The following is a 26183-nucleotide window of genomic DNA, read 5'->3' as shown; positions in this document are numbered from 1 at the left end:
CTTCTATAAACCATAACTAGGATAATTACCATGGCAGATTATACTCAGTATCCTTACATTGACAAGCGAGTACGCTACTTCGATGGTGAGTTTTTAAAAGACCAGGATTTTATTGATGAACAAAAGTATCATATTGATCGACAGCGCCGCCTAGACCAATTCCTCCGGGTTTCCGGCATTTGTGATGGTTTGACTCTTAAGACTGACACTAATCAGGTGATTGTTACCCCTGGTACTGCTCTTGACAGTGAAGGTCGGCAGATTATTCTGAGTACAGACTCTTCGCCAATCAATCTTAGTGCGCACAACAATAATGAAGTTTACTTAGTTATTTCCTATCAAGAGGAACAATCGGATCAGACAACTGATGGAGGTTTGGGTAGCAGTGGTGCCAGGCGCTGGCACGAAAAGCCCAATATCCAAGTTGCTACCCTGGGAAATGTGCCTGAGGACTCGATTGTTCTGGCAAAGCTGGCAATTGAAGGAAACGGTAATGTGACTCCTGATCTCAGTGTACGCGAGTATTCTGGAGTACGTTTGCCTAGTGGTAATTTGGATAGTGGTGCAATCACTGGACCAACCCTGCGTTCTGGTGGTAATAGTGCCAGTAGTTTGGTTGTTATTGATGGTGATTTGAGTGTTACTGGTGATACCACACTCAATGGAAGTTTAAGCTTCAGCAGCAACGTGTCTGGTGAGCGACCTCTGCTGATGGAAGCTCCCAGCGACGGCAATCATCGCGGTGACGGTACTCAAGGGGCAACCGGCTTAGTCTATCGAGTCGAAGACAATCCCCCTGACGGTGATCCTATCTTCCAAGTCAGAAGTGAAGGGGAAGCAATTCGTTTCTTTGTAGAGCATAATGGATGGACTGGGAGTACGAGCAATTCTGCATGGTTTGGAGGTACTGAAAGAGCTAACTACTTCGCAGGTAATGTTGGTATTGGCAGCACAGATCCAGGTTCATCGAAATTGAAAATTGCCGATTCAACATCAGATTTTGTAGATGTTAGATTTGCTAGCAGTGGAATGGGTCAGTTAGAGATGGTTGGCTGGTCAAGTGGATGGAATATCAATGCTAAAACTGATGGTAAGCATCTTTATCTCAATCCAGATTCTGGTTCAAATTCCAATGTCTATATCGGACGCCACGGAAAACAATTATTTGTACAAGGTAGTGATGGTAATGTTGGTATTGGCACAACGGATCCAGGTTCATCGAAATTAAAAGTACAAGGGAATTTAACTGTTACTGGCAGCTTTAGTGCTAGCAGCAACGTCTGTGGTGAGCGTACTCTACTGATGGAAGCTCCCAGCCCTTACTCTTATCGTGGTGACGGTGGTACTCAAGGGGCAACCGGCTTAGTCTATCGAGTTCAATCCAATCCCAATGCTGGTGACCCGATCTTCCAAGTGAGAAGCGGAGGGCAAGCAGTTCGTTTATTTGTAGAGCATGATGGATGGACTGGGAGTGAAGACAATTCTGCATGGTTTGGAGGTACTGAAAGAGCTAACTACTTCGCAGGTAATGTTGGTATTGGCAGCACAGATCCAGGTTCATCGAAATTAAAAGTACAAGGGAAGTTGACTGTTAGCGCAGGCGAGATTCAACTCGATGGTGCTCAACAAATTGTCTTTACAGATAATAACACTACCAACAACCTAAAATTGCAACTTTGGGATGGATACGGACTGGGTATCAATAGTCAGACTTTATTTTATGCTGCCAATGGCAAGCACTCCTGGAGAGATACTAATGGCACTAATGAGAGAATGGCGTTAAGCACAGCAGCCAATGGTGGTCTGACTGTCAAGGGTACAGGTAACTCTTCCTTTGCAGGTAACCTTGGGATCAACACCACCACTCCCTCAGAAAAATTAGAGATACGACAAACTGGAGGAAATAATCAACAGACAAACTTTCTCTCAATTTTTAATGACGGTGGGGGAGCTTCACAAGAAAGCCGTATAGTCTGGAAAAACGGTAGTAGCAAAAAATTGGCGGCTGCGATCGCCTCTCGTCCTGGAAGTGGTTACAATCAAGGAGACCTCAGATTTCAAACTGCTACCAATGGGACGTTATCTGACAAGATGGTGATTAATCATCAGGGTAATGTTGGTATCGGCACAACGGATCCAGGTTCATCGAAATTAAAAGTACAAGGGAATTTAACTGTTACTGGCAGCTTTAGTGCTAGCAGCAACGTCTGTGGTGAGCGTACTCTACTGATGGAAGCTCCCAGCCCTTACTCTTATCGTGGTGACGGTGGTACTCAAGGGGCAACCGGCTTAGTCTATCGAGTTCAATCCAATCCCAATGCTGGTGACCCGATCTTCCAAGTGAGAAGCGGAGGGCAAGCAGTTCGTTTATTTGTAGAGCATGATGGATGGACTGGGAGTGAAGACAATTCTGCATGGTTTGGAGGTACTGAAAGAGCTAACTACTTCGCAGGTAATGTTGGTATTGGCACAACGGATCCAGGTTCATCGAAATTGAAAATTGCCCATTCAACATCAGATTTTGCAGATGTTAGATTTGGTAGCAGTGGAATGGGTCAGTTAGAGATTGTTGGCTGGTCAAGTGGATGGAATATCAATGCTAAAACTGATGGTAAGCATCTTTATCTCAATCCAGATTCTGGTTCAAATTCCAATGTCTATATCGGACGCCACGGAAAACAATTATTTGTACAAGGTAGTGATGGTAATGTTGGCATTGGCACAGCCGATCCAGGTTCATCGAAATTAAAAGTACAAGGGAATTTAACTGTTACTGGCAGCTTTAGTGCTAGCAAGAACACCTCTGGTGAGCGAGCTCTGCTGATGGAAGCTCCCAACAGCAATAATCATCGCGGTGACGGTACTCAAGGGGCAACCGGCTTAGTCTATCGAGTCCAAACCAATCCCAATGCTGCTGAGCCTATCTTCCAAGTGAGAAGCGAAGGGGAAGCAGTTCGTTTCTTTGTAGAGCATGATGGATGGACTGGGAGTGCAAGCAATTCTGCATGGTTTGGAGGTACTAGAAATAACTACTTCCAAGGCAATCTCGGCATCGGCACAAAAGATATAACTCCATACAAATTAAAAGTACAAGGTAATGCGTATGTTACTGGTCGTTTGTATGTTATTGATGTCCCTTATGGTGATCACAAAAATGCACAATGGAAGAGTAGTACGGGAGAATTATATCACGACAATTCTTCCGCTAAAACGAAGGAAAATATCATTTCTCTGGAAGACGATTTTGAGAAAATTTTGACAGTAGAACCCAAGACTTATACACGACCTAACGATCCCAATCGTTGGGAAATTGGATACATTGCTGAGGAGTTTAACGAAATTGGTCTTAACAAACTTGTTTACTATGACGAACAGGGGTTACCTGAAGCAATTAATTACCGAAAAATCAGTATGTACTTAGTTGAAGTTATAAAAGATATGGCTCACAAGAGCAGCAACTATGAACAACGGATCAATCAATTGGAACTTCAACTAAATCAACTAGTCTCAGATGACTAAGTTGAGCAAGATTTGGAGGTAGAGTAAAATGATGGGATTGAAAGCCCAACCAAACAACAGCAATCCTAGGGTGGGTATTGCTGAGTAGAATTGTAGGGTGGGCATTGCTGATCAAGATCATTATTGAACACCGAGCAATTACATGGGCAATGCCCACCAATGCCCAAACAACCCAATATCCATAGTTTATTGACCATGATTTTTACCTTGAGATACCTTTTTATTACCGATTAAATTAAACCATGAAAGAAAAACTCGAACAACGCTTACAATCCCTGAAATCAGAATATGAAGCTGGTCAAAAAATGCTAGCCGAACTAGAAGCGAAACAAGCCAACCTCCGAGAAACCTTACTCCGGATCAGTGGCGCAATTCAGGTAATCGAAGAAACTTTAGGGGAAGCAACTGATACAGCGGAAAACAACACTCAGCCATCGGAGGCAGTAGTAGTTGAATCGTAGTCGGGAATCGGGAATCGGGAATCGGGAATCGGGAGATATATTGTAGGGTGGGCATTGCTGATTAAGTTCATGATTGAACCCCGAACAATGAAATGGGAAATGCCCACCAATACCCAAGATATATTGTAGGGTGGGCATTGCTGATTAAGTTCATGATTGAACCCCGAGCAATTAAATGGGAAATGCCCACCAATGCCCAAAAGAATGTAGAATTAAGAATGAAGAATGTAGAATTGGAAGATAATCGTAGGGTGGGCATTGCTGATTAAGATCAAAATTGAACGGCGAACAATGAAATAGGAAATGCCCACCAATGCCCTTAAATCTTTGGGTGGGCATTGGTTCGGTGAATTCGGCCAGGGTTGGGAATTAGTTTGAGCCAATGCCTACCCGACAAAAGCTACAAAATGCGTTCGCGTAGCGGCTCCAAAGGAGCATCGCGCCCGCCGTGACCTGCATGTCAATCGCACTAGGGATTTAGCTGTCCGGCAAAAGAAGCCCCACACCTATGCTGCGCATTAGGTGTGGGATGAATTTTGCACAAGATATTCATGTAATAGGGGAACAATTACGATTTGATATTGTCTATAATGAAGGAAGTAGGGAAGACAAATTAAGAGCTAACCGCCACCTACTAACTGAAAAACATAATTTTTTTGTATTGTTCCGGTGCGGAGGGGCATCCCGTGTCGTCAATAAAGCTTGCCGAGTATCCGAACCGTTGGGTGGAGTTGGCAAGAAGCCCACACTGTAATCTCTGATTCAGTGTGGGAGTATGTCACCTAGACTATAGTCATGAACCATAGCCCTATAGCTAAAAACCCGGAAAATGTCTGAAGGATACGACCTAGCTGAAGCTCGCGTACGCTTTGCTGAAATTGTCCACGATGCCGAACAGGGTAAGCCCGTACAGATTACGCGCCTGGGTAAACCTGTAGCGATTGTGTTATCACTCAGGGAGTATCAACGCTTGGCATCAGAGAATTTATCAGAAAATTTAGGATTTGGGGCAGGTTTGGCGGAATTTCGTCAGAAGTATCAAATACAGGCTTTAGATATCAATCCTGATCAAGTGTTCAACCAGTAGATTCGTAGGGTGGGCATTGCTGAGCTTGATCATGATTGAACCCCGACCAATTAAATGGGAAATGCCCACCAAGACCCATTTGAATGTAGAATGAAGAATTGAGAATGTAGAATGAAGAATTGAGAATCCTAGGGTGGGCATTGCTGATCTTAATCATGATTGAACGGCGATAAATTAAATGGGCAATGCCCACCAATACCGACCCAACAAGTCGGGAGTCGGGAGTGCGATCGCTCTTCTTCTAACCAAACTTAAACTAGAGGTATTTGCGTACGCAATTTCCTGCTGTTGGAAACAGGCAATGACCACCCGACAAGCACTGGAAAATGCGTTCGCGTAGCGTGACCTGCATGTCAATCGCTATCAACTTGGTGGGCATTGCTCAGATGAATTCCGGCAGGTAGGCGAGTTGGAAACAGGCAATGCCCACCCTACCAAATATGTGCTCTTGCTTCTTGTGTAGGATCAAGATAACAACAGAGTTCTCAGAGCAATCATGCAACTGGAAGATTATTTTGTATTTCTTGCTCCTAATGATATCCGAGTCAGAGGCACAAGAGTAGGAATTGAAACTATCCTCTATGATTTTATCCATCGTCAGCGTACTCCTGAAGAAATCGCGCAAAGTTATCCCACCCTGGAACTAGAGCAAATTTATGCTACCATTCTCTATTACCTGCACAACCACGAAACTGTCAGTACTTACCTGACTAATTGGTTAAACCATGGTCGTCTAATGCTAGAACAACAGCAGCAAAACCCTTCCCCAGTTGTGGTCAAGCTGATGGAACTCAAGGATCAAGAAGGGAAATGACCATTAAGTATCTACTGGATGAAAATGTTGATCATATCTATAGCAATTATCATAGCTATGAGGTAGACAATTTATGGATTTTAGGGAATAGGGAACAGGGAGTAGAATTTAGAATTTAGAATTTAGATAATCCTAGGGTGGGCATTGCTGATGAAGATCAAAATTAAACGCCCAACAATTAAATGGGCAATGCCCACCAATACCCATTTGAATGTAGAATGAAGAATTGAGAATCCTAGGGTGGGCATTGCTGATGAAGATCAAAATTAAACGCCCAACAATTAAATGGGCAATGCCCACCAATACCCATTTGAATGTAGAATGAAGAATTGAGAATCCTAGGGTGGGCATTGCTGTTGAAAGATCAAAATTAAACGCCCAACAATTAAATGGGCAATGCCCACCAATACCCATTTGAATGTAGAATGAAGAATTGAGAATCCTAGGGTGGGCATTGCTGATGAAGATCAAAATTAAACGCCGATTAATGAAATGGGCAATGCCCACCAATACCCATTTGAATGTAGAATGAAGAATTGAGAATCCTAGGGTGGGCATTGCTGATGAAGATCAAAATTAAACGCCGATTAATGAAATGGGCAATGCCCACCAATACCCATTTGAATGTAGAATGAAGAATTGAGAATCCTAGGGTGGGCATTGCTGAACTTGATCATGATTGAACGCCGAACAATTAAATGGGCAATGCCCACCAATGCCCTTATATAATAGTACATTTGGTGGGCATTGCTCAGATGAATTTGGGCAGGGTTGGGGGTTAGAAACCAGCAATGGGTACCCTGGTTGGTGGGCATTGCTCAGATGAATTCTGGCAGGTAGGCGAGTTGGAAACCGGCAATGCCCACCCTACAAGCTGCTAGGATATAGAGAAACCCACTCCTAGCAACTGCTTTCTACTGATATAGCACTAAGCGTTAAAGTTAGGACATTGATACAAGCAGCAAAAGCTATTGTAGTCAACTCTTGCCTTTTGCCTCTTGCCTTTTGCCTTGCCCGTAGCGCTATATCTTGCACCTAATAAAAATCCAGAATAGAAATGACTGAAAGCCCGGTGTTACCAATTAATCTTCCCAAGGAAGAAATAGAGCAATTTTGCCAGCGTCATTATATTCGCAAATTGTATTTATTTGGTTCAGTGTTGAGGGATGATTTTACACCGGAGAGTGATGTGGATTTTTTAGTAGAATTTGAACCAGGAAAAACCCCTGGTTTTTTTAGGTTAGCCAGTATGGAAATAGAACTTTCCGAAATGGTAGAAGGGAGAAAGATTGATTTAAGAACTCCTAATGAATTAAGTATTTATTTTCGAGACAGAGTCATGGCTGAGGCGATGGTGCAGTATGACAGCAATCGCACTATTGGGCATTTAAGTTTTTGAGGATTTTGTGTGCCAAAAATTCTTTGATTTCTGTATGTCGTGGTACAGCTTCAATAACTCCAGTTTTAGGATTAATCCAAAGAGAATGAGAAGCTCCTTCTCGCTTAAGATAGCAACCCGCCTTCCGTAACTTTTTTTCTAATTCTTTACGTTTCATGGAATGGAAATCGAAATTTTATCCTCGATCGCTTCTTTGGGTAGTCCTCGACGAATATCAGCTAAACGATCTTCAAAAATCAGTTTAATGGCATTTTTCAAGCTTTCTTTGGCTTCTTCAACGGTTTCTCCTTGACCATTTGCACCAGGAATTTCAGGACAAATTGCCCAATATCCTCCTTCGGTTGCTGCCTCAATGATAGCGGTAAATTCTGCGTTCATAAAACTCTCCTTAGATGGTTTATTAATTATAGCAATATAGCTATGAGGTACACAATTTTTGAATTTTAGGGAACAGGGAACAGGGAACAGGGAACAGGGAAGAGAGAAGAGGGAATAGATAATCGTAGGGTGGGCATTGCTCTGCAATATCAAAATTGTTTAGGAATAAATTAAATGGGCAATGCCCACCAATACCCAAGAATCATTATTTGAGAATTGAGAATTGAGAATTGAGAATTTAGGGATAATCGTAGGGTGGGCATTGCTGATAAAGATCATGATTGAACCCCGAGCAATTAAATGGGCAATGCCCACCAATACCCAAGAATCATTATTTGAGAATTGAGAATTGAGAATTTAGGGATAATCGTAGGGTGGGCATTGCTGATAAAGATCATGATTGAACCCCGATCAATTAAATGGGCAATGCCCACCAATACCCAAAAATCTTTGGGTGGGTAAAGTAATGGTGAATTCGGATAGGATTGGGGGTTATAAACCAGCCATGGGTACCCTGGTTGGTGGGCATTGCTTAGATGAATTCCGGCAGGTAGGCGAGTTGGAAACCGGCAATGCCCACCCTACAAAATGCCTTCGCGTAGCTTAGAATGTAGAATTTAGAATTTAGAATTGGGAATTTAGAATTTAGAATTCTCCCTTCTTCATTCTTCATTCTCCCTTCTTCATTTTTAATTCTTCATTCTTCATTCTAAATTATACATTCTGTCAACCTTCTTCAACCTTAGAGCAGAGTTGATTCAATAACTCTTGTGGAATTGCCTCAAAATTTTCTAACAGAAAATCCATTAAGGCCAGATGGTATAAGGAATCGGAAGACGGAGATTTATAGCGAGAACTTTGAGCGAGCCAGGTGTTAACAGCGTGAGTTGAACGGCAGCAGATTTGAGCAATGTCTTCTTGGTTAACTTGCCATTTCCAATAAAACTCCTGGGGAGTCATGGATAGTCGGCAGTTGCTGTATAGGTTAATCAAAATTCGCTCTCGCTCAGTGATGGCACGAGGCATTGAAAGTAGGCGTGTAGATTGGCTCTGGGCAATTTGGGCAAGGCGGTCTAGGGCTCGCTGACACTTAATCAGATGATCAGTTGAGCGTTTTTTTGGCATGATGGAATTACCTCAAACATAGTGTTTGCTTGGGGGTATAAGCCGCGCTTCCAGGTGGCAAGCTATAAGCGCGGCTTTTTGTCCAAGAATCTTATCGAAATAGCGGACATTTTTATTATTACTAATATCTTGGAAAAAGTCAAGGTTATTTTTAATATTTAATATTTTTTTACAAGTTAAAAAAATGACTAGTTTTTGATTTTATAGATAAAAGTTAGTAATTTTGTTAGGTAATTTTGGATTATTAATATAAACATCTTATGGTGGGCATTGCTAATGTGAATTCCGGAAGAATGGTAGGGTGAGGATTGCTGATAACTATCAAAATTGTTCGCTGATCAAATAAATGGGCAATGCCCACCAATACCCAAGACTCGTAGGGTGGGCATTGCTGATAACTATCAAAATTGTTCGCTGATCAAATAAATGAGCAATGCCCACCAATACCCTAATGTGAATTCCGGAAGAATGGTAGGGTGGGCATTGCTGATAACTATCAAAATTGAACGCCGATCAAATAAATGGGCAATGGCCACCAAGACCCAAAAGGCAATGGGTGGGCATTGCTTAGGTGAATTCGGACAGGCTTGGGGGTTGGTTTCAGGCAATGGGTACCCTGGTTGGTGGGCATTGCTCAGGTGAATTCCGGCAGGATTGGGAGTTGGTTTCAAGCAATGCCCACCCTACAAAAGCGTAAGCACTCAACTCAGGTGACTTTGGGCAGGTAGGCGAGTTGGAAACAGGCTTTTCCCACCCTACAAGCTACTCTGGTTGGTGGGCATTGCTCAGATCAATTCCGGCAGGATTGGGAGACCCAAGACTCGTAGGGTGGGGATTGCTGATAACTATCAAAATTGTTCGCTGATCAAATAAATGAGCAATGGCCACCAAGACCCAAAAGGCAATGGGTGGGCATTGCTTAGGTGAATTCGGACAGGCTTGGGGGTTGGTTTCAGGCAATGGGTACCCTGGTTGGTGGGCATTGCTCAGGTGAATTCCGGCAGGATTGGGAGTTGGTTTCAAGCAATGCCCACCCTACAAAAGCGTAAGCACTCAACTCAGGTGACTTTGGGCAGGTAGGCGAGTTGGAAACAGGCTTTTCCCACCCTACAAGCTACTCTGGTTGGTGGGCATTGCTCAGATCAATTCCGGCAGGATTGGGAGACCCAAGACTCGTAGGGTGGGGATTGCTGATAACTATCAAAATTGTTCGCTGATCAAATAAATGAGCAATGGCCACCAAGACCCAAAAGGCAATGGGTGGGCATTGCTTAGGTGAATTCGGACAGGCTTGGGGGTTGGTTTCAGGCAATGGGTACCCTGGTTGGTGGGCATTGCTCAGGTGAATTCCGGCAGGATTGGGAGTTGGTTTCAAGCAATGCCCACCCTACAAAAGCGTAAGCACTCAACTCAGGTGACTTTGGGCAGGTAGGCGAGTTGGAAACAGGCTTTTCCCACCCTACAAGCTACTCTGGTTGGTGGGCATTGCTCAGATCAATTCCGGCAGGATTGGGAGACCCAAGACTCGTAGGGTGGGGATTGCTGATAACTATCAAAATTGTTCGCTGATCAAATAAATGAGCAATGGCCACCAAGACCCAAAAGGCAATGGGTGGGCATTGCTTAGGTGAATTCGGACAGGCTTGGGGGTTGGTTTCAGGCAATGGGTACCCTGGTTGGTGGGCATTGCTCAGGTGAATTCCGGCAGGATTGGGAGTTGGTTTCAAGCAATGCCCACCCTACAAAAGCGTAAGCACTCAACTCAGGTGACTTTGGGCAGGTAGGCGAGTTGGAAACAGGCTTTTCCCACCCTACAAGCTACTCTGGTTGGTGGGCATTGCTCAGATCAATTCCGGCAGGATTGGGGGTTGGTTTCAAGCAATGCCCACCCTACAAAATGCTCTGGTTGGTGGGCATTGCTCAGATCAATTCCGGCAGGATTGGGAGTTGGTTTCAAGCAATGCCCACCCTACAAAAGCGTAAGCTGAACCAGACAAGAATCCTAGGGTGGGTCTTGCTCAGCAAGTTCAACATTAGTTAGCCTAGAAATTAAATCCGCAATGCCCAGCAATCCACAACCATGCCCGAATATCGTCGAGCCTATGTCCCAGGTGGAACCTTTTTTCTGACTCTGGTAACCTACGACCGCACCCCTCTGTTTTCCGAACCGGAAACTATTGCTTATTTGCGTGCTGCACTTGCTAAAACTCGCACTGAGAGACCTTTTGAAATTACTGGTGCAGTTGTTTTACCTGACCATCTTCATTTTTTGTGGACTCTACCGCCAGGGGATACAGCTTATTCCTATCGGGTTTCTCGGTTTAAGGTGTTGTTTACGCGATCGCTACGGGGTAAAAAATTCAAGCCACAGAATGTATCGGCATCCCGTCGTAAACACAGAGAAAGTAATGTTTGGCAGCGCCGATTTTGGGAGCATGTGATTCGAGATGAATCTGACTTCCAACAGGCTTTAGATTATATTCATTACAATCCGGTTAAGCATGGGTTGGTATCTTGTCCTCATCGGTGGGAGTATTCGAGTTTCACCAGATGGGTTCAAAGAGGTCAGTATCAGATCGATTGGGGTTGTTCTTGCCGGGGCAGACAACCATTAGTTCCAGATTTTTCGGAAATTGGAGCCAAGGTTGGTGAGTGAATTATCAACGGTTGGTGGCCTAGAGAATGGTAGGGTGGGCATTGCTGATTGAGTACATGATTGAACAGCGAGCAATGAAATGAGCAATGCCCACCAAGACCCAACCAGAATGGTAGGGTGGGCATTGCTGATTGAGTACATGATTGAACAGCGATCAATGACATGGGCAATGCCCACCAAGACCCAACCAGAATGGTAGGGTGGGCATTGCTGATTGAGTACATGATTGAACAGCGATCAATGACATGGGCAATGCCCACCAAGACCCAAGCAGAATCCTAGGGTGGGCATTGCGGATTGAGTACATGATTGAAAACCGATCAATGACATGGGGAATGCCCACCAATAATGACAATCGTAGGGTGGGCATTGCTGATTGAGTACATGATTGAAGGCCGAGCAATGACATGGGGAATGCCCACCAAGACCCAACCAGAATCGTAGGGTGGGCATTGCGGATCAAGACCAAGATTGAACAGCGATCAATGACATGGGCAATGTCCACCAATAATGACAATCGTAGGGTGGGCATTGGTGATTGAGTACATGATTGAAAACCGATCAATGAAATGGGCAATGCCCACCAATAATGACAATCGTAGGGTGGGCATTGGTGATTGAGTACATGATTGAAAACCGATCAATGAAATGGGCAATGCCCACCAATAATGACAATCGTAGGGTGGGCATTGGTGATCAAGACCAAGATTGAACAGCGATCAATGAAATGAGCAATGCCCACCAATAATGACAATCGTAGGGTGGGCAAATAGTGATGTCAATTCCGGAATGTTTGGGAGTTGGAAACCGGCCATAGGTACCCTGGTTGGTGGGCATTGCTCCGGTAAATTCCGGCAGGGTTGGGGGTTGGTTTCAAGCAATGCCCACCCTACAAAATGCATACTTTGTTGTCACCCCGTGAGGTTTCAAGCAATGCTTTGGGTGGGCAAAGTAATGGTGAATTCCGGAAGGTTTGGGAGGCATAGGTACCCTGGTTGGTGGGCATTGCTCAGGTGAATTCCGGCAGGATTGGGGGTTGGTTTCAAGGAATGCCCACCCTACAAAAGCTACAAAAGCGATCGCGTAGCGGCTCCAAAGGAGCATCGCACTATAAAATGCACCCTGGTTGGTGGGCATTGCTCCGGTAAATTCCGGCAGAGTTGGGGGTTGGTTTCAAGCAATACCCACCCTACTAAATGCTTACTGGTTGGTGGGCATTGCTCTGGTCAATTCCGGCAGGATTGGGAGTTGGTTTCAAGCAATGCCCACCCTACAAAATGCTTACTACAAAATGCGTTCGCGTAGCGGCTCCAAACGCGAACGCGTGGCCCAAAGGCCAAGGAGCATCGCACTAGAAAAATCTCCTGAGCCTGAGGGTCGAGCGAGGAAATATGGTGAAGGTAAAACAGTTCTTGAGTTTTCGGTGATGACGAAGGGAGTTAAACTAGGAAAATTTTTGGCATTGAATCGAGCTGCACCAGTTCACACTCAGGCTTTTGGTCACCTAGAGAGTCTTGAAGGGAAGTGTGGGAGGTGTGCTAAGTTGGGACAGTTTGGGAAGTTTGGGAAGTTTGGGAATTCGACTAATTTATAGTTATGAGAAATCCTAAAAAGCAGTTAAATATATTATCATGGACTCACTACATGTTTGGGGGATTTTTTGGATTTTACTCCCTGTTTATACTAATGTTATATATCCCTTTTGGTCTGTTTATGATTGGCGCAAGTGACTCAATTCCTGCAGACTTATCAGGAGAGTTATCAGAGTGGTTTAAGTTATCACGAAATGTGTCATCAGACTTGCCTGGCTATTTGCTAGTCATTTCTGGTGCCATACTTTTCATCCTTGGAGAAATCTTTGCTTTTGCTATCATTCTCTCTGGCTATATGCTCAGAAAAAGCAAGAATTATTGGTTTTCGTTTATGATAGCTTGCCTACTCTGCTGGTTCAGACCATTTGGCACACTTGTTGGAATTTTAACGATTGTTGTTCTATCTCGGCAATCGGTAAAAAAATTATATCCTTTTAACTATTAAAAGGGAATAGGGAATAGGAAACAGGGAATAGGGAACAGGGAGCAGGGAGCAGGGAGTAGGGAGTAGGGAACAAAAATTATCACAATTCATTTAGGTGCCCTATAGTATTGATTGAATTGAATGCGATCGCTAGCCAACGCCCTTCGGGCTAATCGCTTTTAGCGCAAGCGAAGCTTCCGGAGCGTAGCGTGGCCTTTTGGCCAAGGCCATCGCACTCAGCTAACCCTTACACTAATTGCAACTATAGCGGTTATCATAGTTTAAGCATGGGCTGATAGCTGAACGCGCACGCGTGCGCGTAGCGCATAAGCTGATAGCTTTCTTCATAGTAATCAGATAAACAAAATTGTTTCCCTATTCCCTGTTCCCTGTTCCCTGTTCCCTGTTCCCTGTTCCCTACTCCCTACTCCCTACTCCCTACTCCCTATTCCCTACCATGAGGTTTAAGCAGGCTAGCCAGATCAGGGCCACTGGGAATAATTCCACCTGGATTGAGGGGGAACAGATTTCCGTAGTAATCCCGCTTGACATCCTCTAAGCTACAGGTATCAGCAACTCCGGGAAGCTGATACAAGTCACGCAGGTAGGGACCTAAGTTATCGTAGTCCTGAATTCTGAAACGGTTGCACTTGAACAAACCATAATAGACCACATCAAAACGGAACAGAGTGGTAAATAGACGCACATCTGCCAGGGTTACCCTATCCCCACACAGGTATCTACTGGTCTCCAGGGCTCGATCAATCTTATCTAAGGTTGTGAATAGCTGATCGCAAGCTTTCTCATAAGCTTCTTGGGTCTGGGCAAAACCGCAACGATAGACCCCATTATTCACCGTGTGGTAGATAGTCTCATTCCACCCATCAATGGTTTCCTTTAGTTCCTCTGGATAAAGGTCTAGGGTAGGATTAGTAGCGAACTCATTGAACTGTGAGTTCAGCATTACGATAATTTCTGCACTCTCATTGTTGACAATGGTTTTGCTATGTTTATCCCACAGCACTGGAACTGTGCAACGACCGTTGTAGCCTGTTTGTGCCAGGTCGTAAAGCTCAGGAAGCGTGTCGCAGCCTTCCTGCTGCTCATTAAATACCCAAATCCCCTGATTTGAAGAAGGAGAGGCAATGAAAACCGGTATTGCGTCTTGGAGTCCCTTCAGTGCCCTGACCACAAGAGTGCGGTGCGCCCAAGGACAACCAAGTCCTACATAAAGACAGTAGCGTCCTGCTTCCGGTTGGTAAGCATTCTCTGCTTCTGTCCCGATAAAATTCCTAAACTCGCTCTTCGGGCGAATGTACTCTCCAGAATTATTCCGTGGAGCCAGCTTCGACATCATCATTTGCCAGAGAGTTGTCCAGACAAACTTTCCCAACCTGATGATCAGTGTTGGCGGGAGTGACTTGCCTTTTTTCTTAGTTTCAGCAGCTCTGGTCATGATAGGAATTTAGTAAGACATATAGCGCTACGGGCAAGGCAAAAGGCAAAAGGCAAAAGGCAAAAGTTTTCTATAACAGCTTTTGCTGTTTGTATCAATGTCAAACACCTTAATGCGTAGTGCTATATATACGATACCAACAAATTCTGACCAGTAGCCTGATTACCCTAGTAGTGCTAAAAAAGAACCGTGACTTACGGTGTTCAAGCCACGGTTCTTTTTGAGTCAAATCTTCTGGTTTTCCCAACCAAACTAACGTCTTTTAGGATTCTTCTCCCTTAGAATTATCTTCTGGATCATCGATCTTCGGTACCCAATTAGGAGTGTCTGACCCTTCCCAACCAGCAGGACGTTTAGAGTTGTACCAAGCAATCGAGCCAATCACAACTGCTGCCACAAAACCCACAACATACACTAGGGTAAACCACAAGGGAAAACTGCCTGCTTCCATCAATACATACATAGCCAGTTTAGATTTTCTCGTATTTCGGTTATCGTACCATCCAGCATGATGGCTTCGATAGGGTAAGCTATCAGCTATCAGTATTCAGCTATCAGCTATCAGCTATCAGCTATTATTATTCAGCTATCAGTATTCAGCTATCAGTATTCAGCTATCAGCTATCAGCTATCAGCTATCACTATTCAGCTGATGAGCTACTTCCCAGCCTCGTTCGCACAGCGTGGCCAAACGCGCCCCGCGTGGCCTTTTGGCCAAGGCCAAAGCCTGTGCCACAAAGCTGACGGCTGATGGCTGACCGCTGATGGCTGACCGCTGACCGCTGACCGCTGACCGCTGACCGCTGACGGCTAACAGCACCTATTTTCTAGCTGCTGGGGGAGCTAAGGGACCTCCTGCTGGCTTGCGTTGAGGCTTAGGACGAGCCGCCGGTTTGGGAGCAACTCTGGGTGCTGGTGCTGGTCTGCGCCTTGCTGGTGCTGGTGAATACCTGCGCTTTGCTGGTGCTGACCGTCTTGGGGCAGTGTTTCTGGGCGTATAGCGTCTGGTGGTACTTTTACGGGGATAAGACCGTTTAGTTGTTGTAGCTTTGCGACGGTAATACCGTTTGGGTTGAGAGCTTTTCCTAGAGACCCTGACCCGATTACTACGACGCCGTGTAGAACTGGCTCTTCTGGTTGAACTAGCTCGTCTTGAACTCGTTCTTCTCCTTGACCGAGTTGTGGAAGCGGTAACGGTAGTGGGAACAAATTTTTTGTTAATAACTCGTTTGGGTTTAATCGGCTGAGCTTCAATGGTAGCTTCCCGACCAGATAACTTCCTGGGGCGCTCAGTAAAGGACTCACGGTCTAAGTCTTCGATTACCTCCAACATGAACTGACGCCAGGTGGCAGCAGCAGTTGCACTAGACCCCTTGGTAGGCTTGTTATCATCATTACCTAACCAAACCCCAGCGACTAATTGGGGAATATAGCCCACAAACCAGAGGTCACGGGCATCATCCGTAGTGCCGGTTTTGCCAACTGCTGGTCGTCCAATTTGAGCCGCTGTCCCAGTACCCCCGGTAACCACACCCCTGAGCATCCAGGTCACAATGGCTGCTGTTTCTGCATCAATAGCTCGCTCACCCTCGACTTTGTGGTCGTAAATCACGTTACCGTGCTGGTCAATAATGCGGCGAATCCCATGAGCATCGTGGTGAATGCCTTGGGCAGCTAAGGTGCCATAGGAATTGGTAAGTTCTAACAGGTTTACTTCAGATGCTCCTAAGGCTAGGGAGTAGGTGGGATGGAGTTTGGATTTAATCCCCATTTTTTGAGCCAGTTTAATAATCGGCTCCCAGCCCACATCCACTAGGGTTTTGACGGCTACCACATTTACCGAAGAAACCAGGGCATCCCGCACTGAGATCGAACCCCGGAATCTCTCACTGTAGTTTTTAGGTTCGTAACCATCTACTATATAACCCGCATCCATGTAGCCTTTATAGGGAGACATCCCTGTTGCTACTGCGGCGGCATACACGAAAGTCTTGAATGTAGAACCAGGCTGACGTTGAGCTTGGGTGACCCGATTGAGGTAATTATTGCTATCTAGGTCATTAAAATCCTTACCCCCGACCATGGCTTTGATCTGACCATTGCGCGGATCGACGGCAACGAGTGCAGCTTGTCCAAACCGCTGGTAACGACCATAGGTTTTCATGGTCTTTTGGACAGCAGTTTCAGCAGCATCTTGCCACTCTAAATTAATTGTAGTTTCAATAGTCAGCCCTTTCTTAGCCAGTACTTCTTTGGAAACGTATTTGGGCAATTCTTGTTGAATATATTCCGTGAAATAGAATGCTTTACGCTCCAGTCGCTTCGGTTGGCTTGGCTTAATACTCAGGGGCTCGGCCATAGCTTTGTTGGCTTCAGCCTGGGAGATGTAGCCATTTTCCAACATCCGCTGCAATACTACATCACGACGCTCTTTGGCTGCTTTTTGCCTAGAGCTATTGATTTTGCCCTCTAACAATGGCGAGTAAACACTAGGAGCTGGGGGTAATCCCGCCAGTGTTGCCATTTCTCCCAAGGTCAGGTCTTTTACCGGTTTACTAAAATAGACCCAAGCCGCATCAGCAATCCCGTAAGCACCGGAACCCAAATAGACTAGGTTTAAATAACGCTCCAGGATTTGATCTTTGCTCAAATCCTGCTCAATTTTCTGCGCCATGCGCATTTCTTTGAGTTTGCGTACAATGCTGCGTTCGTGATCAAAATAAACAATTCTAGCCAGTTGCTGGGTAATCGTGCTACCTCCTTCTACTACTCCCCCAGCTTTGAGGTTAGCCACAGTAGCACGAAGAATACCCTGGCTATCTACCCCTTTATGCTCTTTAAAGCGTTGGTCTTCAATCGCAATGAAGGCTTCCATCAGGGTTTCGGGTATTTCCCAAATCTTGAGGGTCTCATGGCTAGCTGGCCCAATTTGCTGGATAATACTGCTGTCGGCAGCTTTAATCGTGATCGTGTCATCTCGAACATAGGTCAAGACATCCTTAGTAGAATCTGGCAGAGAGCTTTCTAGCTTTTGCCAACCCCAACCCAATGCGATCGCACTGCCACCCACCCCTAGTCCGATCCAAAACCAGGAGCGACGATAGATTGCTTTTGGTCCGATTAGCGGTTTGATAACCGTACTAGATACACGCTTAATTCCGTTGAGAGTTTGGGCAACTACCCTCGGTCGCTTCCGCCGTCTTGGCTTTGATGAGGGGTTATTGCCATGATTAGACACAGCACTCTCATTTAAATCCGATTTCTCCCCCAGTTTCTTTGAGGGATTCGGAGGGTGGTGGCTATGTCGATCTTGGGGCTTCGGGGAAAATATTGACACATCAACTCCTTAGCAATACAAAAGCAGCCATAACATGTTGTCGTATAACTTGTTGTCTATTTTAGGGCTTAAAATTTTAAATTTAGTGAATCTGTAACTTTTTTCTTTCTGCTTGCAGAAAATCCGGATTTACACGTAGTAGGTAAGCATTCAGCTATCAGCATTCAGCCTAAGCATTCAGCATTCAGCTATCAGCATTCAGCTATCAGTTATCAGTTATCAGCGTGTCGCGTATCAGCTATCAGCCAAAGGTCTGTGGCCACGGTACTTGAGGTGATTTTGAATAAAATAAGCTGACGGCTGTTCGCGCACGCGTGAGCTAAAAGCTCACGCCTGACAGCTGATAGCTGTCAGGCGTAACCTTACAGCTATCAGCTTATGGGCATAGGGCAAGCTACACCGAAGAGCTTTTGAATAAAACAGGTAAGCAAAAGTTTAATCTCTGTTACGGAAAGCTGACGGCTGACCGCTGACGGCACCTCAAGTAGCACCATCTGTAGCCCATATGCTTACTATTTGTGATTGGTTATTTTTAACTAGTAGTTAAGCCTAGGGTGAACTACTAATGATGACCAAAGCATAATGAGAATATAGCAATTCTCAGCAACGTTGGAGCGACATGGCTCTACCTTTTAAGGCAAAAAGCATCCATGCAAAAGGCAATAGTAAAGATGGTTTTAACGGAATCATATCCCCCCCTTCTTAAGGGGGGTTAGGGGGGTACCCTAGTCAAAAAAGACTGTACTTCATAAGTGGGATAAACGCTATAAATAAATAAATAAACCTTATTTTTTTGTATTCTTCAATCCAATACGTCCTCTTTAAACCCTGTGGTATTTTCCTCCGAACGTCTTCTGTTTACACCAGCCACTCCTGACGACCATGCCATTCCTACTATCTTTGCCTTTCCTAATCAATACAGTATAGGTATTACTAGTCTTGGCTATCAGATAGTGTGGGCATCTTTAGCCTTGCGCCCTGACTTAAGGGTCAGCCGCTTGTTCACCGATTACCATGAGCCATTACCGAGACAGCCAGAATTACTAGGTTATTCTATATCATGGGAATTGGATTATGTCAATATCTTAGGGGGATTGGAATTTTTGGAGATACCCCTGTACTCAGCACAACGGGACTCTAGCCATCCCCTAGTGTTTGGTGGCGGTCCGGTGTTAACCGCTAATCCAGAACCCTTTGCTGACTTCTTTGATGTGATTTTGCTCGGAGATGGGGAAATCCTGCTAGATAATTTTATCGATGCGTATCAAGAGGTTCGGACTGCTGAACGTAATACTCAATTGCAGCATTTGGCTCAAGTCCCTGGAGTTTATATACCTAGTTTATATGACGTAACCTACCATGACCTAACGAGTGCGATCGCATCCATTAAACCAGTGTCTGATCAGATTCCTGCCACGGTATCTAAACAGACCTATCGGGGCAATACCCTGTCTGCTTCCACAGTGGTCACCGAAAAAGCCGCTTGGGAAAACATCTACATGGTAGAAGTGGTGCGCAGTTGTCCAGAGATGTGTCGCTTCTGTCTGGCCAGTTACCTTACTTTACCATTTCGTACCCCTAGCGCGATCGATGCTTTGATTCCAGCTATAGAACGGGGATTAAAGGTAACAGACCGGATTGGCTTACTGGGAGCATCTGTCACCCAGCATCCCGAGTTTGATGTGTTGTTAGATTACCTAAATCAGCCACAATACGACCATGTGCGCTTGAGTATTGCCTCAGTGCGAACCAATACAGTTACTGAAAAGCTAGCCCAAACCCTAACTAGACGTAACACCCGTTCGATTACGATTGCAGTAGAAAGTGGCTCACAACGGTTGCGCGAGATTATTAATAAGAAGCTCAGCAATGACCAAATTATCCAAGCAGCAGTGAATGCTAAAGCAGGGGGATTAAAACGTCTGAAACTCTACGGGATGGTAGGAGTTCCGGGAGAGGAAATAGCAGATGTTGAAGAAACTGTAGCGATGATGGAACAGATTAAGAGAGCAGCCCCCGGTCTAGGCTTAACCCTCGGGTGCTCCACCTTTGTGCCCAAAGCTCATACACCCTTTCAGTGGTTTGGTGTCAATCCCCAAGCCCAGAAGCGCCTCAAGTTGTTGCAGAAAAAATTGCGATCGCAAGCCATAGACTTTCGACCAGAAAGCTACAATTGGTCAGTCATTCAAGCACTCATTTCCCGAGGGGATCGTCGCTTATCCCAACTCTTAGAACTAACCAGGCATTATGGGGATTCCCTAGGCAGTTTCCGCCGTGCCTTTAAACAATTGCGAGGACAGTTACCTGAACTAGACTTCTACGTCTATACCGACTGGTCAACAGAGCAAGTCTTGCCTTGGAGTCATCTGCTTGGGCCACTTCCCCAAGCCACCTTGCTCAAGCACTTAGGTGCTGCTACAGCCCTGGGGTTAGGGAATGGGGAATAGGGCCTGTGGGAGGTGTGGGGTGTCAGTGATTTTATTTGATAGGATATCTATTTGAGCCAAAGTTCGCTATTCCCTACTCCCTACTCCCTACTCCCTACTCCCTGTGGCCTTTGCTATTTATTATTAAGCATTCAGCTAATGCGCTACGGGCACGCTACTTGAGGTGCTATCAGCTAATGTGCTATGCGCACGCTACTTGAGGTGCTATCAGCCAAAGGCCTGTGGCCACACTACTTGAGCTCCGAACAGCTTTTGAATAAAATAAGCTGACGGCTGACGGCTGACGGCTGAATGCTTATATTGCTGACGGCTGACGGCTGAATGCTTAGATTTATTACTATTACTAGTTACAACCTATGCTTGAGCTCTTAACTGAAATACAGAATACATGGCAGGATATAGTCCTACCTGTAGATAAAAGGACAGATTGTTGGACAGTTAGCCAACAATTCCGTGATCATGTCAAACAATTTTTACCGAAAAAACAATATAACTTATTAGAGGTGGGATGTTACAAAGGTTTGACCGCAAAGCACCTAGCGGATCACTTCACTCAATATCTGGGTTTAGATGTTAACGATAGGTACCTCAGAGTAGCAAGACTAAACAATATTTTTAATTCCCATGTCAAATTCCAAAGATTTGATGTGTATACTTCTGATTGGAATGAGTTAACCTTTCCTGCTGATGTGGTTTTAATAGATGCACGTCATAAATACGAGTATATCAAACAAGATATTGATAACTGTTTAAAGCGATTTAATAATGCATTGATCATTTTTGATGATTACGGAGCATGGGAAAGCGTCTATAGGGCAGTTAATGAAGCCATCGATGACGGGAAATTAGAGGTAGTTAAAGAAATTGGAGTTGAGAAAGGCCAGCAACTGTGGCCAGATCAGAATAATCCATACTCTTACACACATTTTGGCTCAGAAGGATTGATTTGCCGTAGTAGTAGAGCGATGGTCAATTAGGTTAGGTTTTGAGGGAGCAGGGAGTAGGGAGTAGGGAGTAGGGAAGTCAGATTAGCTGCACCTAACATTCGACTCTAGGGTTGAGTAATAGTTGTTCTCTACTTCGTTTGTTCTGGTAGCGGCTTAGAGCATTGCATTCCAGTTGAGAGGGGAATGATGCGAACGCGCCCCGCGTGACCTACGGTCAATCGCGTAGCGGCTCAATGCTCGGGCATCGCATTCTCTACCAACCTGCGAGAGATCCTCAATTTTTGGCATTGCTAAGGGGCGGAATGAATATGAGTGGGGTTGGCATCCTGCCTGGGAATTGTAACGGGCAAGATGCCCGTTCCACGGCAAGATGCCCGTTCCACGACAAGATGCCCGTTCCACGGCAAGATGCCTGTTCCACGGCAAGATGCCCATTCCACAGGTGCGACCCAAGGCCGCGAGGGATTGCTCGCGGCCTTGGAGGCGCGCACCTACTATTAAAATAATTCCATTATTAAGCAACGCCCAAAAAAAAGGTACCCTCAAGGGTACTGTGAAGCCAGAGTTAGATCTGACATTCTATAAATATGTTGATTGAAATCAATTACAGCAAGAGGTAAAACCCATGCCTTACAAATACTATAACCCCTGTGTGTTCCAAGTACCGATCAAATTAGAAGTACCCATTGTTCTCGACATCGCTGTCGCTGCTAAGCGTAAGTGCTTTGACAAATATGAGGACATGGAGCTCATTGAGGCCGAAGGTAGCGAAACTACTGAGTCACCCAAACCCGTTGGCACTTAGTACCTTCAGGCATCTTTGAAAGGAATCTTTAACGGCTGGCTTTGAATTAGTTCATAGTAATTAATTCCTGCAATACCCCTAGGCTGATCAAGCCAGGGGATTTTTTTTGCCAGTCTCCTGCCTGCTTTTAGGGAGCAGGGACTTCGGAGCAGGGAGAAGAGTGTGGGGAGATAGGGAAGTGTGGGAAGATAGCGGAGAAGTCCTCTTAGATTAAGTTGGTATCTTTAAATAGGTTGTCTTGATGCAGTCGTTGATAAAGGAAACTGCCCCATCTCCCCATCTCCCCATCTCCCCATCTCCCCATCTCCCCATCTCCCCATCTCCCCATCTCCCCATCTCCCCATCTCCCTACTCCCTACTCCCTACTCCCTACTCCCTACTCCCTACTCCCTACTCCCTACTCCCTACTCCCTATTCCCTATTCCCTATTCCCCGCCCACAAAACCACCATAGACCAGTTTCTCAACTGTCTGTACTAGCAAGGGTGTTAACTATGGAAAAATAAGGTTTTATCGATGTCAGCGTTAGGACTACTGATTAAGTGGCACTGTCTCCAATCACTCCAACTGTTATTTCTATTTTACTAGTAAATAAGAAACATCGATGATTGGAGAAAACAAATGAAAAAAGCAATCTTATTACTAGCTACAGCTGCTGCAGTTACCGTCCCTACAACTGAGGCTTTTGCTCAGCATACTTTTCCTAGTGAGCGTTCCCACTGTCGAGCCACCCTAACTGCTAGCAACCCCAATTCTCGGATCACCTTACGTTCTGGAGCAGGAACTAATTATAGAAGCTTGGGTTATGGTTTAGTGGGTGATAATGTCTACGTTCTGACAGCAACTCCTCCAGAACCAGATTACAAAATAGACAGCTTTGGTTATGGTTGGCACAGAGTAGGTTTTCCAGTAAGTGGTGCCAAAGGATGGATTCGCGACGATTTACTCAATATCGAATGTGCTCCCATTAATGATTAAGTAGGTGGAGCGGCAAAAACTAAAGGATAGCATTGATCAAAATGCTATCCTTAAAATAAATTAATCTTAATCATCCTTAACAGAAAAGGTACCCTCAAGGGTACTGTAAAGCCAGGGAATTATTTGACATTATATAAATGTGTTGATTAAAATTAATTGCACCAAGAGGTAAAACCCATGGGTTACAAATACCATAATCCCTGTGTGTTCCAAGTTCCGATCAAATTAGAAGTGCCCATTGTTCTCGATCTAGCTGTAGGTGCTAAGCGTCAGTGCTTTACTAAATATGAGGAAATGGAGATCGAAGAGAACGGAGGGGCTACTGAGCCAGCCGAACCGTCTGCCACTTTTTATCCTTAGGAATCTTTGAAATTATTTTTTTACGGCTGGCTTTAAAATTATAGGCATAAATTAAGTAATATATCTCCTCTCTATCCTCCCTCCTGAGCTCAGGAGGGAGGAGTTTTATTGTAGACCTTCAGCGATAATCACCCCTAAGTTATGGGAGACTATCATCAGTTGAAAAAAGGTACCCTCAAGGGTACTGTAAAGCCAGGGGATTATTTGACATTATATAAATGTGTTGATTGAAAGTAATTACAGCAAGAGGTAAAACCCATGCCTTACAAATACGATAAACCCTGTGTGTTCCAAGTTCCGATCAAATTAGAAGTACCCATTGTGCTTGACCTAGCTGTAGCGGCTAAGCGTAAGTGCTTTACTAAGTATGAGGAAATGGAGATCGAAGAGGCAGAAGGTAATGGAGAGGTTCCTGAGCAGTCCCCCGAACCGGCTGCTTAATCTCTTTAGCAATCTTTGACGGCTGGCTTTTAAATTCTGGGCATAAATTAAGTCCTATCTCTCCTCTCTATCCTCCATTCTGACCTCAGGATGGAGGAGTTTTATTGTAGACATTAACCGATAATAACACCCACCAATACCGAACCAGATAAAAATCCTAGGGTGGGCATTGCTCAGGAAGATTAAAATTAGTGAGCCTATAAATGAAATGGGCAATGCCCACCAATACCGATGGTAAGTTATGGGAGACTATCATCAGTTGAAAAAAGGTACCCTCAAGGGTACTGCCAAGCCAGAGTTAGATTTGACATTATATAAATGTGTTGATTGAAATTAATTACAGCAAGAGGTAAAACCCATGCCTTACAAATACGATAAACCCTGTGTGTTCCAAGTACCGATCAAATTAGAAGTACCCATTGTGCTCGACCTAGCTGTAGCGGCTAAGCGTAAGTGCTTTACTAAGTATGAAGAAATGGAGATCGAAGAGAACGGATCGGCTCCTGAGCCAGCTGAACCAGTTGCCACTTAGTCTCTTTAGTTACTTTTGACGGCTGGCTTTTAAATTCTGGGCATAAATTAAGTCCTATATTTCCTCTTTATCCTCCATTCTGACCTCAGGATGGAGGAGTTTTATTGTAGACATTAAGCGATAATAATCCCCACCAATACCGAAGAAGATAAAAATCGTAGGGTGGGCATTGCTCAGGAAGATTAAAATTAGTGAGCCTATAAATTAAATGAGCAATGCCCACCAATACCGATGGTAAGTTATGGGAGACTATCATCAGTTGAAAAAAGGTACCCTCAAGGGTACTGCCAAGCCAGAGCTAGATTTGACATTATATAAATGTGTTGATTGAAATTAATTACAGCAAGAGGTAAAACCCATGCCTTACAAATACGATAAACCCTGTGTGTTCCAAGTACCGATCAAATTAGAAGTACCCATTGTGCTCGACCTAGCTGTAGCGGCTAAGCGTAAGTGCTTTACTAAGTATGAAGAAATGGAGATCGAAGAGAACGGATCGGCTCCTGAGCCAGCTGAACCAGTTGCCACTTAGTCTCTTTAGTTACTTTTGACGGCTGGCTTTTAAATTCTGGGCATAAATTAAGTCCTATATTTCCTCTTTATCCTCCATTCTGACCTCAGGATGGAGGAGTTTTATTGTAGACATTAAGCGATAATAATCCCCACCAATACCGAAGAAGATAAAAATCGTAGGGTGGGCATTGCTCAGGAAGATTAAAATTAGTGAGCCTATAAATTAAATGAGCAATGCCCACCAATACCGATGGTAAGTTATGGGAGACTATCATCAGTTGAAAAAAGGTACCCTCAAGGGTACTGCCAAGCCAGAGCTAGATTTGACATTATATAAATGTGTTGATTGAAATTAATTACAGCAAGAGGTAAAACCCATGCCTTACAAATACGATAAACCCTGTGTGTTCCAAGTTCCGATCAAATTAGAAGTACCCATTGTGCTCGACCTAGCTGTAGCGGCTAAGCGTAAGTGCTTTACTAAGTATGAGGAAATGGAGATCGAAGAGGCAGAAGGTAATGAAGGGGATACTGAACAGTCCCCCCAACCGGTTACTTAATCTCTTTAGCAATCTTTGACGGCTGGCTTTTAAAATCTGGACATAAATTAAGTCCTATCTCTCCTCTCTATCCTCCATTCTGAACTCAGGATGGAGGAATTTTTATTTTCGACATTAATCGATAATTACGCCCACCAATACTGAACCAGATAAAAATCGTAGGGTGGGCATTGCTCAGGAATATTAAAATTAGTAATCCTATAAATTAAATGAGCAATGCCCACCAATACCGAGGCTAAGTTATGCTGAAGCAGATAAAAATCGTAGGGTGGGCATTGCTCAGGAAGATTAAAATTAGTGAGCCTATCAATTAAATGGGCAATGCCCACCAATACCAAGGCTAAGTTATGCCA

General features: G+C 44.6%; 40 protein-coding genes. 26 read left to right on the top strand and 14 right to left on the bottom strand.

Annotation, left to right across the window (positions count from 1 at the left end):
* Window positions 1-30: 30 nt before the first annotated feature.
* The 5 genes from BJP34_RS23890 to BJP34_RS23875 all read left to right on the top strand — a co-directional run bounded on the left by BJP34_RS23890 (window position 31) and on the right by BJP34_RS23875 (window position 5067).
* Complete coding sequence (locus BJP34_RS23890) at window positions 31-3519, top strand: tail fiber domain-containing protein (protein WP_070394498.1); 3489 nt, start codon at window positions 31-33, stop codon at window positions 3517-3519.
* Between the two features lie 242 nt (window positions 3520-3761).
* Window positions 3762-3980 (top strand): hypothetical protein, encoded by a 219-nt coding sequence (locus BJP34_RS23885; protein WP_070394497.1) that lies wholly within the window; start codon window positions 3762-3764, stop codon window positions 3978-3980.
* A gap of 92 nt (window positions 3981-4072) precedes the next feature.
* Window positions 4073-4249 carry a hypothetical protein gene (locus BJP34_RS44270; RefSeq protein WP_158517425.1) on the top strand — a complete coding sequence of 59 codons (177 nt, stop codon included), beginning with the start codon at window positions 4073-4075 and terminating at the stop codon, window positions 4247-4249.
* 239 nt (window positions 4250-4488) lie between these two features.
* A complete protein-coding gene (locus BJP34_RS23880) occupies window positions 4489-4734 on the top strand; it encodes a hypothetical protein (protein ID WP_149031147.1) in 246 nt (81 codons plus the stop codon).
* Between the two features lie 75 nt (window positions 4735-4809).
* On the top strand, window positions 4810-5067 hold the full coding sequence (locus tag BJP34_RS23875) for a type II toxin-antitoxin system Phd/YefM family antitoxin (RefSeq protein ID WP_070394495.1): 258 nt from the start codon (window positions 4810-4812) through the stop codon (window positions 5065-5067).
* Between the two features lie 174 nt (window positions 5068-5241).
* Here BJP34_RS23875 and BJP34_RS40750 read toward each other — a convergent pair whose 3' ends face one another.
* The gene (locus tag BJP34_RS40750) at window positions 5242-5424 is read right to left on the bottom strand and encodes a hypothetical protein (protein ID WP_149031146.1); all 183 of its coding nucleotides are present in this window, start codon (window positions 5422-5424) and stop codon (window positions 5242-5244) included.
* A 139-nt stretch (window positions 5425-5563) separates the two neighbouring features.
* Between BJP34_RS40750 and BJP34_RS23870 the strand changes: the two genes are divergently transcribed.
* Both BJP34_RS23870 and BJP34_RS49330 read left to right on the top strand, forming a co-directional pair.
* On the top strand, window positions 5564-5881 hold the full coding sequence (locus BJP34_RS23870) for a DUF433 domain-containing protein (RefSeq protein WP_070394494.1): 318 nt from the start codon (window positions 5564-5566) through the stop codon (window positions 5879-5881).
* The gene (locus BJP34_RS49330) at window positions 5878-6000 is read left to right on the top strand and encodes a hypothetical protein (protein WP_267876353.1); all 123 of its coding nucleotides are present in this window, start codon (window positions 5878-5880) and stop codon (window positions 5998-6000) included. The genes BJP34_RS23870 and BJP34_RS49330 overlap by 4 nt, the downstream gene beginning before the upstream one ends.
* Window positions 6001-6013: 13 nt before the next feature.
* Here BJP34_RS49330 and BJP34_RS23865 read toward each other — a convergent pair whose 3' ends face one another.
* Complete coding sequence (locus tag BJP34_RS23865; RefSeq protein ID WP_070394493.1) at window positions 6014-6388, bottom strand: hypothetical protein; 375 nt, start codon at window positions 6386-6388, stop codon at window positions 6014-6016.
* Window positions 6389-6938: 550 nt separating this feature from the next.
* Between BJP34_RS23865 and BJP34_RS23860 the strand changes: the two genes are divergently transcribed.
* Window positions 6939-7280, top strand: a complete 342-nt coding sequence (locus tag BJP34_RS23860; protein ID WP_070394492.1) for a nucleotidyltransferase family protein — start codon at window positions 6939-6941, stop codon at window positions 7278-7280.
* Here the strand turns inward: BJP34_RS23860 and BJP34_RS23855 are convergent.
* The 7 genes from BJP34_RS23855 to BJP34_RS44250 form a co-directional block, all read right to left on the bottom strand.
* Window positions 7258-7437: a type II toxin-antitoxin system HicA family toxin gene (locus BJP34_RS23855; protein ID WP_070394491.1), complete on the bottom strand. Its 180-nt coding sequence runs from the start codon at window positions 7435-7437 to the stop codon at window positions 7258-7260. The genes BJP34_RS23860 and BJP34_RS23855 overlap by 23 nt on opposite strands.
* Complete coding sequence (locus BJP34_RS46665) at window positions 7434-7805, bottom strand: type II toxin-antitoxin system HicB family antitoxin (protein ID WP_202972018.1); 372 nt, start codon at window positions 7803-7805, stop codon at window positions 7434-7436. Before BJP34_RS46665 ends, BJP34_RS23855 begins: the two co-directional genes overlap by 4 nt.
* A gap of 579 nt (window positions 7806-8384) precedes the next feature.
* Window positions 8385-8783, bottom strand: a complete 399-nt coding sequence (locus BJP34_RS23845; RefSeq protein WP_083305323.1) for a hypothetical protein — start codon at window positions 8781-8783, stop codon at window positions 8385-8387.
* A gap of 401 nt (window positions 8784-9184) precedes the next feature.
* Window positions 9185-9454: a hypothetical protein gene (locus BJP34_RS44265; protein ID WP_070394489.1), complete on the bottom strand. Its 270-nt coding sequence runs from the start codon at window positions 9452-9454 to the stop codon at window positions 9185-9187.
* A 91-nt stretch (window positions 9455-9545) separates the two neighbouring features.
* The gene (locus BJP34_RS44260) at window positions 9546-9806 is read right to left on the bottom strand and encodes a hypothetical protein (RefSeq protein WP_070394488.1); all 261 of its coding nucleotides are present in this window, start codon (window positions 9804-9806) and stop codon (window positions 9546-9548) included.
* A 91-nt stretch (window positions 9807-9897) separates the two neighbouring features.
* Window positions 9898-10158: a hypothetical protein gene (locus BJP34_RS44255; protein WP_070394488.1), complete on the bottom strand. Its 261-nt coding sequence runs from the start codon at window positions 10156-10158 to the stop codon at window positions 9898-9900.
* A 91-nt stretch (window positions 10159-10249) separates the two neighbouring features.
* Window positions 10250-10510 carry a hypothetical protein gene (locus tag BJP34_RS44250; protein ID WP_070394488.1) on the bottom strand — a complete coding sequence of 87 codons (261 nt, stop codon included), beginning with the start codon at window positions 10508-10510 and terminating at the stop codon, window positions 10250-10252.
* Between the two features lie 62 nt (window positions 10511-10572).
* Here BJP34_RS44250 and BJP34_RS44245 point away from each other — a divergent pair, with 62 nt between their 5' ends.
* From BJP34_RS44245 to BJP34_RS23800, 8 genes are all read left to right on the top strand, one after another.
* On the top strand, window positions 10573-10824 hold the full coding sequence (locus BJP34_RS44245; RefSeq protein ID WP_070394487.1) for a hypothetical protein: 252 nt from the start codon (window positions 10573-10575) through the stop codon (window positions 10822-10824).
* Between the two features lie 39 nt (window positions 10825-10863).
* The gene (locus tag BJP34_RS23815; protein WP_070394486.1) at window positions 10864-11439 is read left to right on the top strand and encodes an REP-associated tyrosine transposase; all 576 of its coding nucleotides are present in this window, start codon (window positions 10864-10866) and stop codon (window positions 11437-11439) included.
* A 245-nt stretch (window positions 11440-11684) separates the two neighbouring features.
* Window positions 11685-11819 carry a hypothetical protein gene (locus BJP34_RS49325; RefSeq protein WP_267876352.1) on the top strand — a complete coding sequence of 45 codons (135 nt, stop codon included), beginning with the start codon at window positions 11685-11687 and terminating at the stop codon, window positions 11817-11819.
* 27 nt (window positions 11820-11846) lie between these two features.
* A complete protein-coding gene (locus BJP34_RS49320; RefSeq protein WP_267876351.1) occupies window positions 11847-11981 on the top strand; it encodes a hypothetical protein in 135 nt (44 codons plus the stop codon).
* Between the two features lie 47 nt (window positions 11982-12028).
* Window positions 12029-12151: a hypothetical protein gene (locus tag BJP34_RS49315; protein ID WP_267876350.1), complete on the top strand. Its 123-nt coding sequence runs from the start codon at window positions 12029-12031 to the stop codon at window positions 12149-12151.
* 286 nt (window positions 12152-12437) lie between these two features.
* The gene (locus tag BJP34_RS44240; RefSeq protein WP_158517424.1) at window positions 12438-12587 is read left to right on the top strand and encodes a hypothetical protein; all 150 of its coding nucleotides are present in this window, start codon (window positions 12438-12440) and stop codon (window positions 12585-12587) included.
* The gene (locus tag BJP34_RS23805) at window positions 12569-13033 is read left to right on the top strand and encodes a hypothetical protein (protein ID WP_070394484.1); all 465 of its coding nucleotides are present in this window, start codon (window positions 12569-12571) and stop codon (window positions 13031-13033) included. Before BJP34_RS44240 ends, BJP34_RS23805 begins: the two co-directional genes overlap by 19 nt.
* A 2-nt stretch (window positions 13034-13035) precedes the next feature.
* Window positions 13036-13476, top strand: coding sequence for a hypothetical protein (locus tag BJP34_RS23800; protein WP_149031144.1), 441 nt, complete (start codon window positions 13036-13038; stop codon window positions 13474-13476).
* A 424-nt stretch (window positions 13477-13900) separates the two neighbouring features.
* Here the strand turns inward: BJP34_RS23800 and BJP34_RS23795 are convergent, their stop codons facing one another.
* From BJP34_RS23795 to BJP34_RS23780, 4 genes are all read right to left on the bottom strand, one after another.
* Window positions 13901-14911, bottom strand: coding sequence for a glutathione S-transferase family protein (locus tag BJP34_RS23795; RefSeq protein ID WP_070394482.1), 1011 nt, complete (start codon window positions 14909-14911; stop codon window positions 13901-13903).
* Between the two features lie 262 nt (window positions 14912-15173).
* Window positions 15174-15374: a photosystem II assembly protein Psb35 gene (gene psb35, locus BJP34_RS23790; protein ID WP_070394481.1), complete on the bottom strand. Its 201-nt coding sequence runs from the start codon at window positions 15372-15374 to the stop codon at window positions 15174-15176.
* Window positions 15375-15542: 168 nt separating this feature from the next.
* Entirely contained in the window at window positions 15543-15731 is a 189-nt protein-coding gene (locus BJP34_RS44235; RefSeq protein ID WP_070394480.1) for a hypothetical protein, read from the bottom strand.
* Window positions 15732-18248 (bottom strand): transglycosylase domain-containing protein, encoded by a 2517-nt coding sequence (locus tag BJP34_RS23780; RefSeq protein WP_229423998.1) that lies wholly within the window; start codon window positions 18246-18248, stop codon window positions 15732-15734. It lies immediately after the preceding gene.
* Between the two features lie 830 nt (window positions 18249-19078).
* On the opposite strand from BJP34_RS23780, the gene BJP34_RS23775 reads away from it, so the two are divergent.
* The gene (locus tag BJP34_RS23775; protein WP_070394479.1) at window positions 19079-20695 is read left to right on the top strand and encodes a B12-binding domain-containing radical SAM protein; all 1617 of its coding nucleotides are present in this window, start codon (window positions 19079-19081) and stop codon (window positions 20693-20695) included.
* Between the two features lie 356 nt (window positions 20696-21051).
* Complete coding sequence (locus tag BJP34_RS23770; protein ID WP_070394478.1) at window positions 21052-21672, top strand: class I SAM-dependent methyltransferase; 621 nt, start codon at window positions 21052-21054, stop codon at window positions 21670-21672.
* Window positions 21673-21932: 260 nt separating this feature from the next.
* Here BJP34_RS23770 and BJP34_RS44230 read toward each other — a convergent pair whose 3' ends face one another.
* Window positions 21933-22082, bottom strand: a complete 150-nt coding sequence (locus BJP34_RS44230; protein ID WP_158517423.1) for a hypothetical protein — start codon at window positions 22080-22082, stop codon at window positions 21933-21935.
* A 185-nt stretch (window positions 22083-22267) separates the two neighbouring features.
* Here BJP34_RS44230 and BJP34_RS23765 point away from each other — a divergent pair, with 185 nt between their 5' ends.
* The 8 genes from BJP34_RS23765 (at window position 22268) to BJP34_RS23745 (ending at window position 25830) form a co-directional block, all read left to right on the top strand.
* The gene (locus BJP34_RS23765; protein WP_070394477.1) at window positions 22268-22447 is read left to right on the top strand and encodes a hypothetical protein; all 180 of its coding nucleotides are present in this window, start codon (window positions 22268-22270) and stop codon (window positions 22445-22447) included.
* Window positions 22448-22688: 241 nt separating this feature from the next.
* Window positions 22689-22952 (top strand): hypothetical protein, encoded by a 264-nt coding sequence (locus BJP34_RS44225; RefSeq protein ID WP_158517422.1) that lies wholly within the window; start codon window positions 22689-22691, stop codon window positions 22950-22952.
* Window positions 22953-23067: 115 nt separating this feature from the next.
* Window positions 23068-23424, top strand: a complete 357-nt coding sequence (locus BJP34_RS23760) for a hypothetical protein (RefSeq protein ID WP_070394476.1) — start codon at window positions 23068-23070, stop codon at window positions 23422-23424.
* A 177-nt stretch (window positions 23425-23601) separates the two neighbouring features.
* Window positions 23602-23784: a hypothetical protein gene (locus BJP34_RS23755; RefSeq protein WP_070394475.1), complete on the top strand. Its 183-nt coding sequence runs from the start codon at window positions 23602-23604 to the stop codon at window positions 23782-23784.
* A gap of 258 nt (window positions 23785-24042) precedes the next feature.
* Window positions 24043-24225 carry a hypothetical protein gene (locus BJP34_RS23750; protein WP_070394474.1) on the top strand — a complete coding sequence of 61 codons (183 nt, stop codon included), beginning with the start codon at window positions 24043-24045 and terminating at the stop codon, window positions 24223-24225.
* 358 nt (window positions 24226-24583) lie between these two features.
* Window positions 24584-24757, top strand: a complete 174-nt coding sequence (locus BJP34_RS45765) for a hypothetical protein (RefSeq protein ID WP_168166521.1) — start codon at window positions 24584-24586, stop codon at window positions 24755-24757.
* 358 nt (window positions 24758-25115) lie between these two features.
* Window positions 25116-25289, top strand: coding sequence for a hypothetical protein (locus BJP34_RS45760; RefSeq protein WP_168166521.1), 174 nt, complete (start codon window positions 25116-25118; stop codon window positions 25287-25289).
* Between the two features lie 358 nt (window positions 25290-25647).
* Complete coding sequence (locus tag BJP34_RS23745) at window positions 25648-25830, top strand: hypothetical protein (RefSeq protein ID WP_070394473.1); 183 nt, start codon at window positions 25648-25650, stop codon at window positions 25828-25830.
* Window positions 25831-26183 lie beyond the last annotated feature (353 nt).

It is taken from the genome of Moorena producens PAL-8-15-08-1, from assembly GCF_001767235.1.
In the GTDB taxonomy this organism is placed as follows: Bacteria; Cyanobacteriota; Cyanobacteriia; order Cyanobacteriales; family Coleofasciculaceae; genus Moorena; species Moorena producens_A.
The sequence above is the reverse complement of the archived record's forward strand: the minus strand, read 5'-3'. Positions and strand labels throughout refer to the sequence as shown.

What these genes read in the sequence shown, in the direction of transcription:
- BJP34_RS23815 (WP_070394486.1), top strand. Translation starts at nt 10,864, where the DNA reads ATGCCCGAATATCGTCGAGCCTATGTCCCAGGTGGAACCTTTTTTCTG.
- BJP34_RS45760 (WP_168166521.1), top strand. Translation starts at nt 25,116, where the DNA reads ATGCCTTACAAATACGATAAACCCTGTGTGTTCCAAGTACCGATCAAA.
- BJP34_RS23750 (WP_070394474.1), top strand. Translation starts at nt 24,043, where the DNA reads ATGCCTTACAAATACGATAAACCCTGTGTGTTCCAAGTTCCGATCAAA.
- BJP34_RS23860 (WP_070394492.1), top strand. Translation starts at nt 6,939, where the DNA reads ATGACTGAAAGCCCGGTGTTACCAATTAATCTTCCCAAGGAAGAAATA.
- BJP34_RS49325 (WP_267876352.1), top strand. Translation starts at nt 11,685, where the DNA reads ATGGGCAATGCCCACCAAGACCCAAGCAGAATCCTAGGGTGGGCATTG.
- BJP34_RS49330 (WP_267876353.1), top strand. Translation starts at nt 5,878, where the DNA reads ATGACCATTAAGTATCTACTGGATGAAAATGTTGATCATATCTATAGC.
- BJP34_RS44225 (WP_158517422.1), top strand. Translation starts at nt 22,689, where the DNA reads ATGCAGTCGTTGATAAAGGAAACTGCCCCATCTCCCCATCTCCCCATC.
- BJP34_RS49320 (WP_267876351.1), top strand. Translation starts at nt 11,847, where the DNA reads ATGGGGAATGCCCACCAAGACCCAACCAGAATCGTAGGGTGGGCATTG.
- BJP34_RS23845 (WP_083305323.1), bottom strand. Translation starts at nt 8,783, where the DNA reads ATGCCAAAAAAACGCTCAACTGATCATCTGATTAAGTGTCAGCGAGCC.
- BJP34_RS44270 (WP_158517425.1), top strand. Translation starts at nt 4,073, where the DNA reads ATGGGAAATGCCCACCAATACCCAAGATATATTGTAGGGTGGGCATTG.
- BJP34_RS23770 (WP_070394478.1), top strand. Translation starts at nt 21,052, where the DNA reads ATGCTTGAGCTCTTAACTGAAATACAGAATACATGGCAGGATATAGTC.
- psb35 (WP_070394481.1), bottom strand. Translation starts at nt 15,374, where the DNA reads ATGTATGTATTGATGGAAGCAGGCAGTTTTCCCTTGTGGTTTACCCTA.
- BJP34_RS23765 (WP_070394477.1), top strand. Translation starts at nt 22,268, where the DNA reads ATGCCTTACAAATACTATAACCCCTGTGTGTTCCAAGTACCGATCAAA.
- BJP34_RS23795 (WP_070394482.1), bottom strand. Translation starts at nt 14,911, where the DNA reads ATGACCAGAGCTGCTGAAACTAAGAAAAAAGGCAAGTCACTCCCGCCA.
- BJP34_RS23870 (WP_070394494.1), top strand. Translation starts at nt 5,564, where the DNA reads ATGCAACTGGAAGATTATTTTGTATTTCTTGCTCCTAATGATATCCGA.
- BJP34_RS23745 (WP_070394473.1), top strand. Translation starts at nt 25,648, where the DNA reads ATGCCTTACAAATACGATAAACCCTGTGTGTTCCAAGTTCCGATCAAA.
- BJP34_RS23875 (WP_070394495.1), top strand. Translation starts at nt 4,810, where the DNA reads ATGTCTGAAGGATACGACCTAGCTGAAGCTCGCGTACGCTTTGCTGAA.
- BJP34_RS23800 (WP_149031144.1), top strand. Translation starts at nt 13,036, where the DNA reads ATGAGAAATCCTAAAAAGCAGTTAAATATATTATCATGGACTCACTAC.
- BJP34_RS23885 (WP_070394497.1), top strand. Translation starts at nt 3,762, where the DNA reads ATGAAAGAAAAACTCGAACAACGCTTACAATCCCTGAAATCAGAATAT.
- BJP34_RS23755 (WP_070394475.1), top strand. Translation starts at nt 23,602, where the DNA reads ATGGGTTACAAATACCATAATCCCTGTGTGTTCCAAGTTCCGATCAAA.
- BJP34_RS23890 (WP_070394498.1), top strand. Translation starts at nt 31, where the DNA reads ATGGCAGATTATACTCAGTATCCTTACATTGACAAGCGAGTACGCTAC.
- BJP34_RS45765 (WP_168166521.1), top strand. Translation starts at nt 24,584, where the DNA reads ATGCCTTACAAATACGATAAACCCTGTGTGTTCCAAGTACCGATCAAA.
- BJP34_RS23855 (WP_070394491.1), bottom strand. Translation starts at nt 7,437, where the DNA reads ATGAAACGTAAAGAATTAGAAAAAAAGTTACGGAAGGCGGGTTGCTAT.
- BJP34_RS23880 (WP_149031147.1), top strand. Translation starts at nt 4,489, where the DNA reads ATGCTGCGCATTAGGTGTGGGATGAATTTTGCACAAGATATTCATGTA.
- BJP34_RS23760 (WP_070394476.1), top strand. Translation starts at nt 23,068, where the DNA reads ATGAAAAAAGCAATCTTATTACTAGCTACAGCTGCTGCAGTTACCGTC.
- BJP34_RS49315 (WP_267876350.1), top strand. Translation starts at nt 12,029, where the DNA reads ATGACAATCGTAGGGTGGGCATTGGTGATTGAGTACATGATTGAAAAC.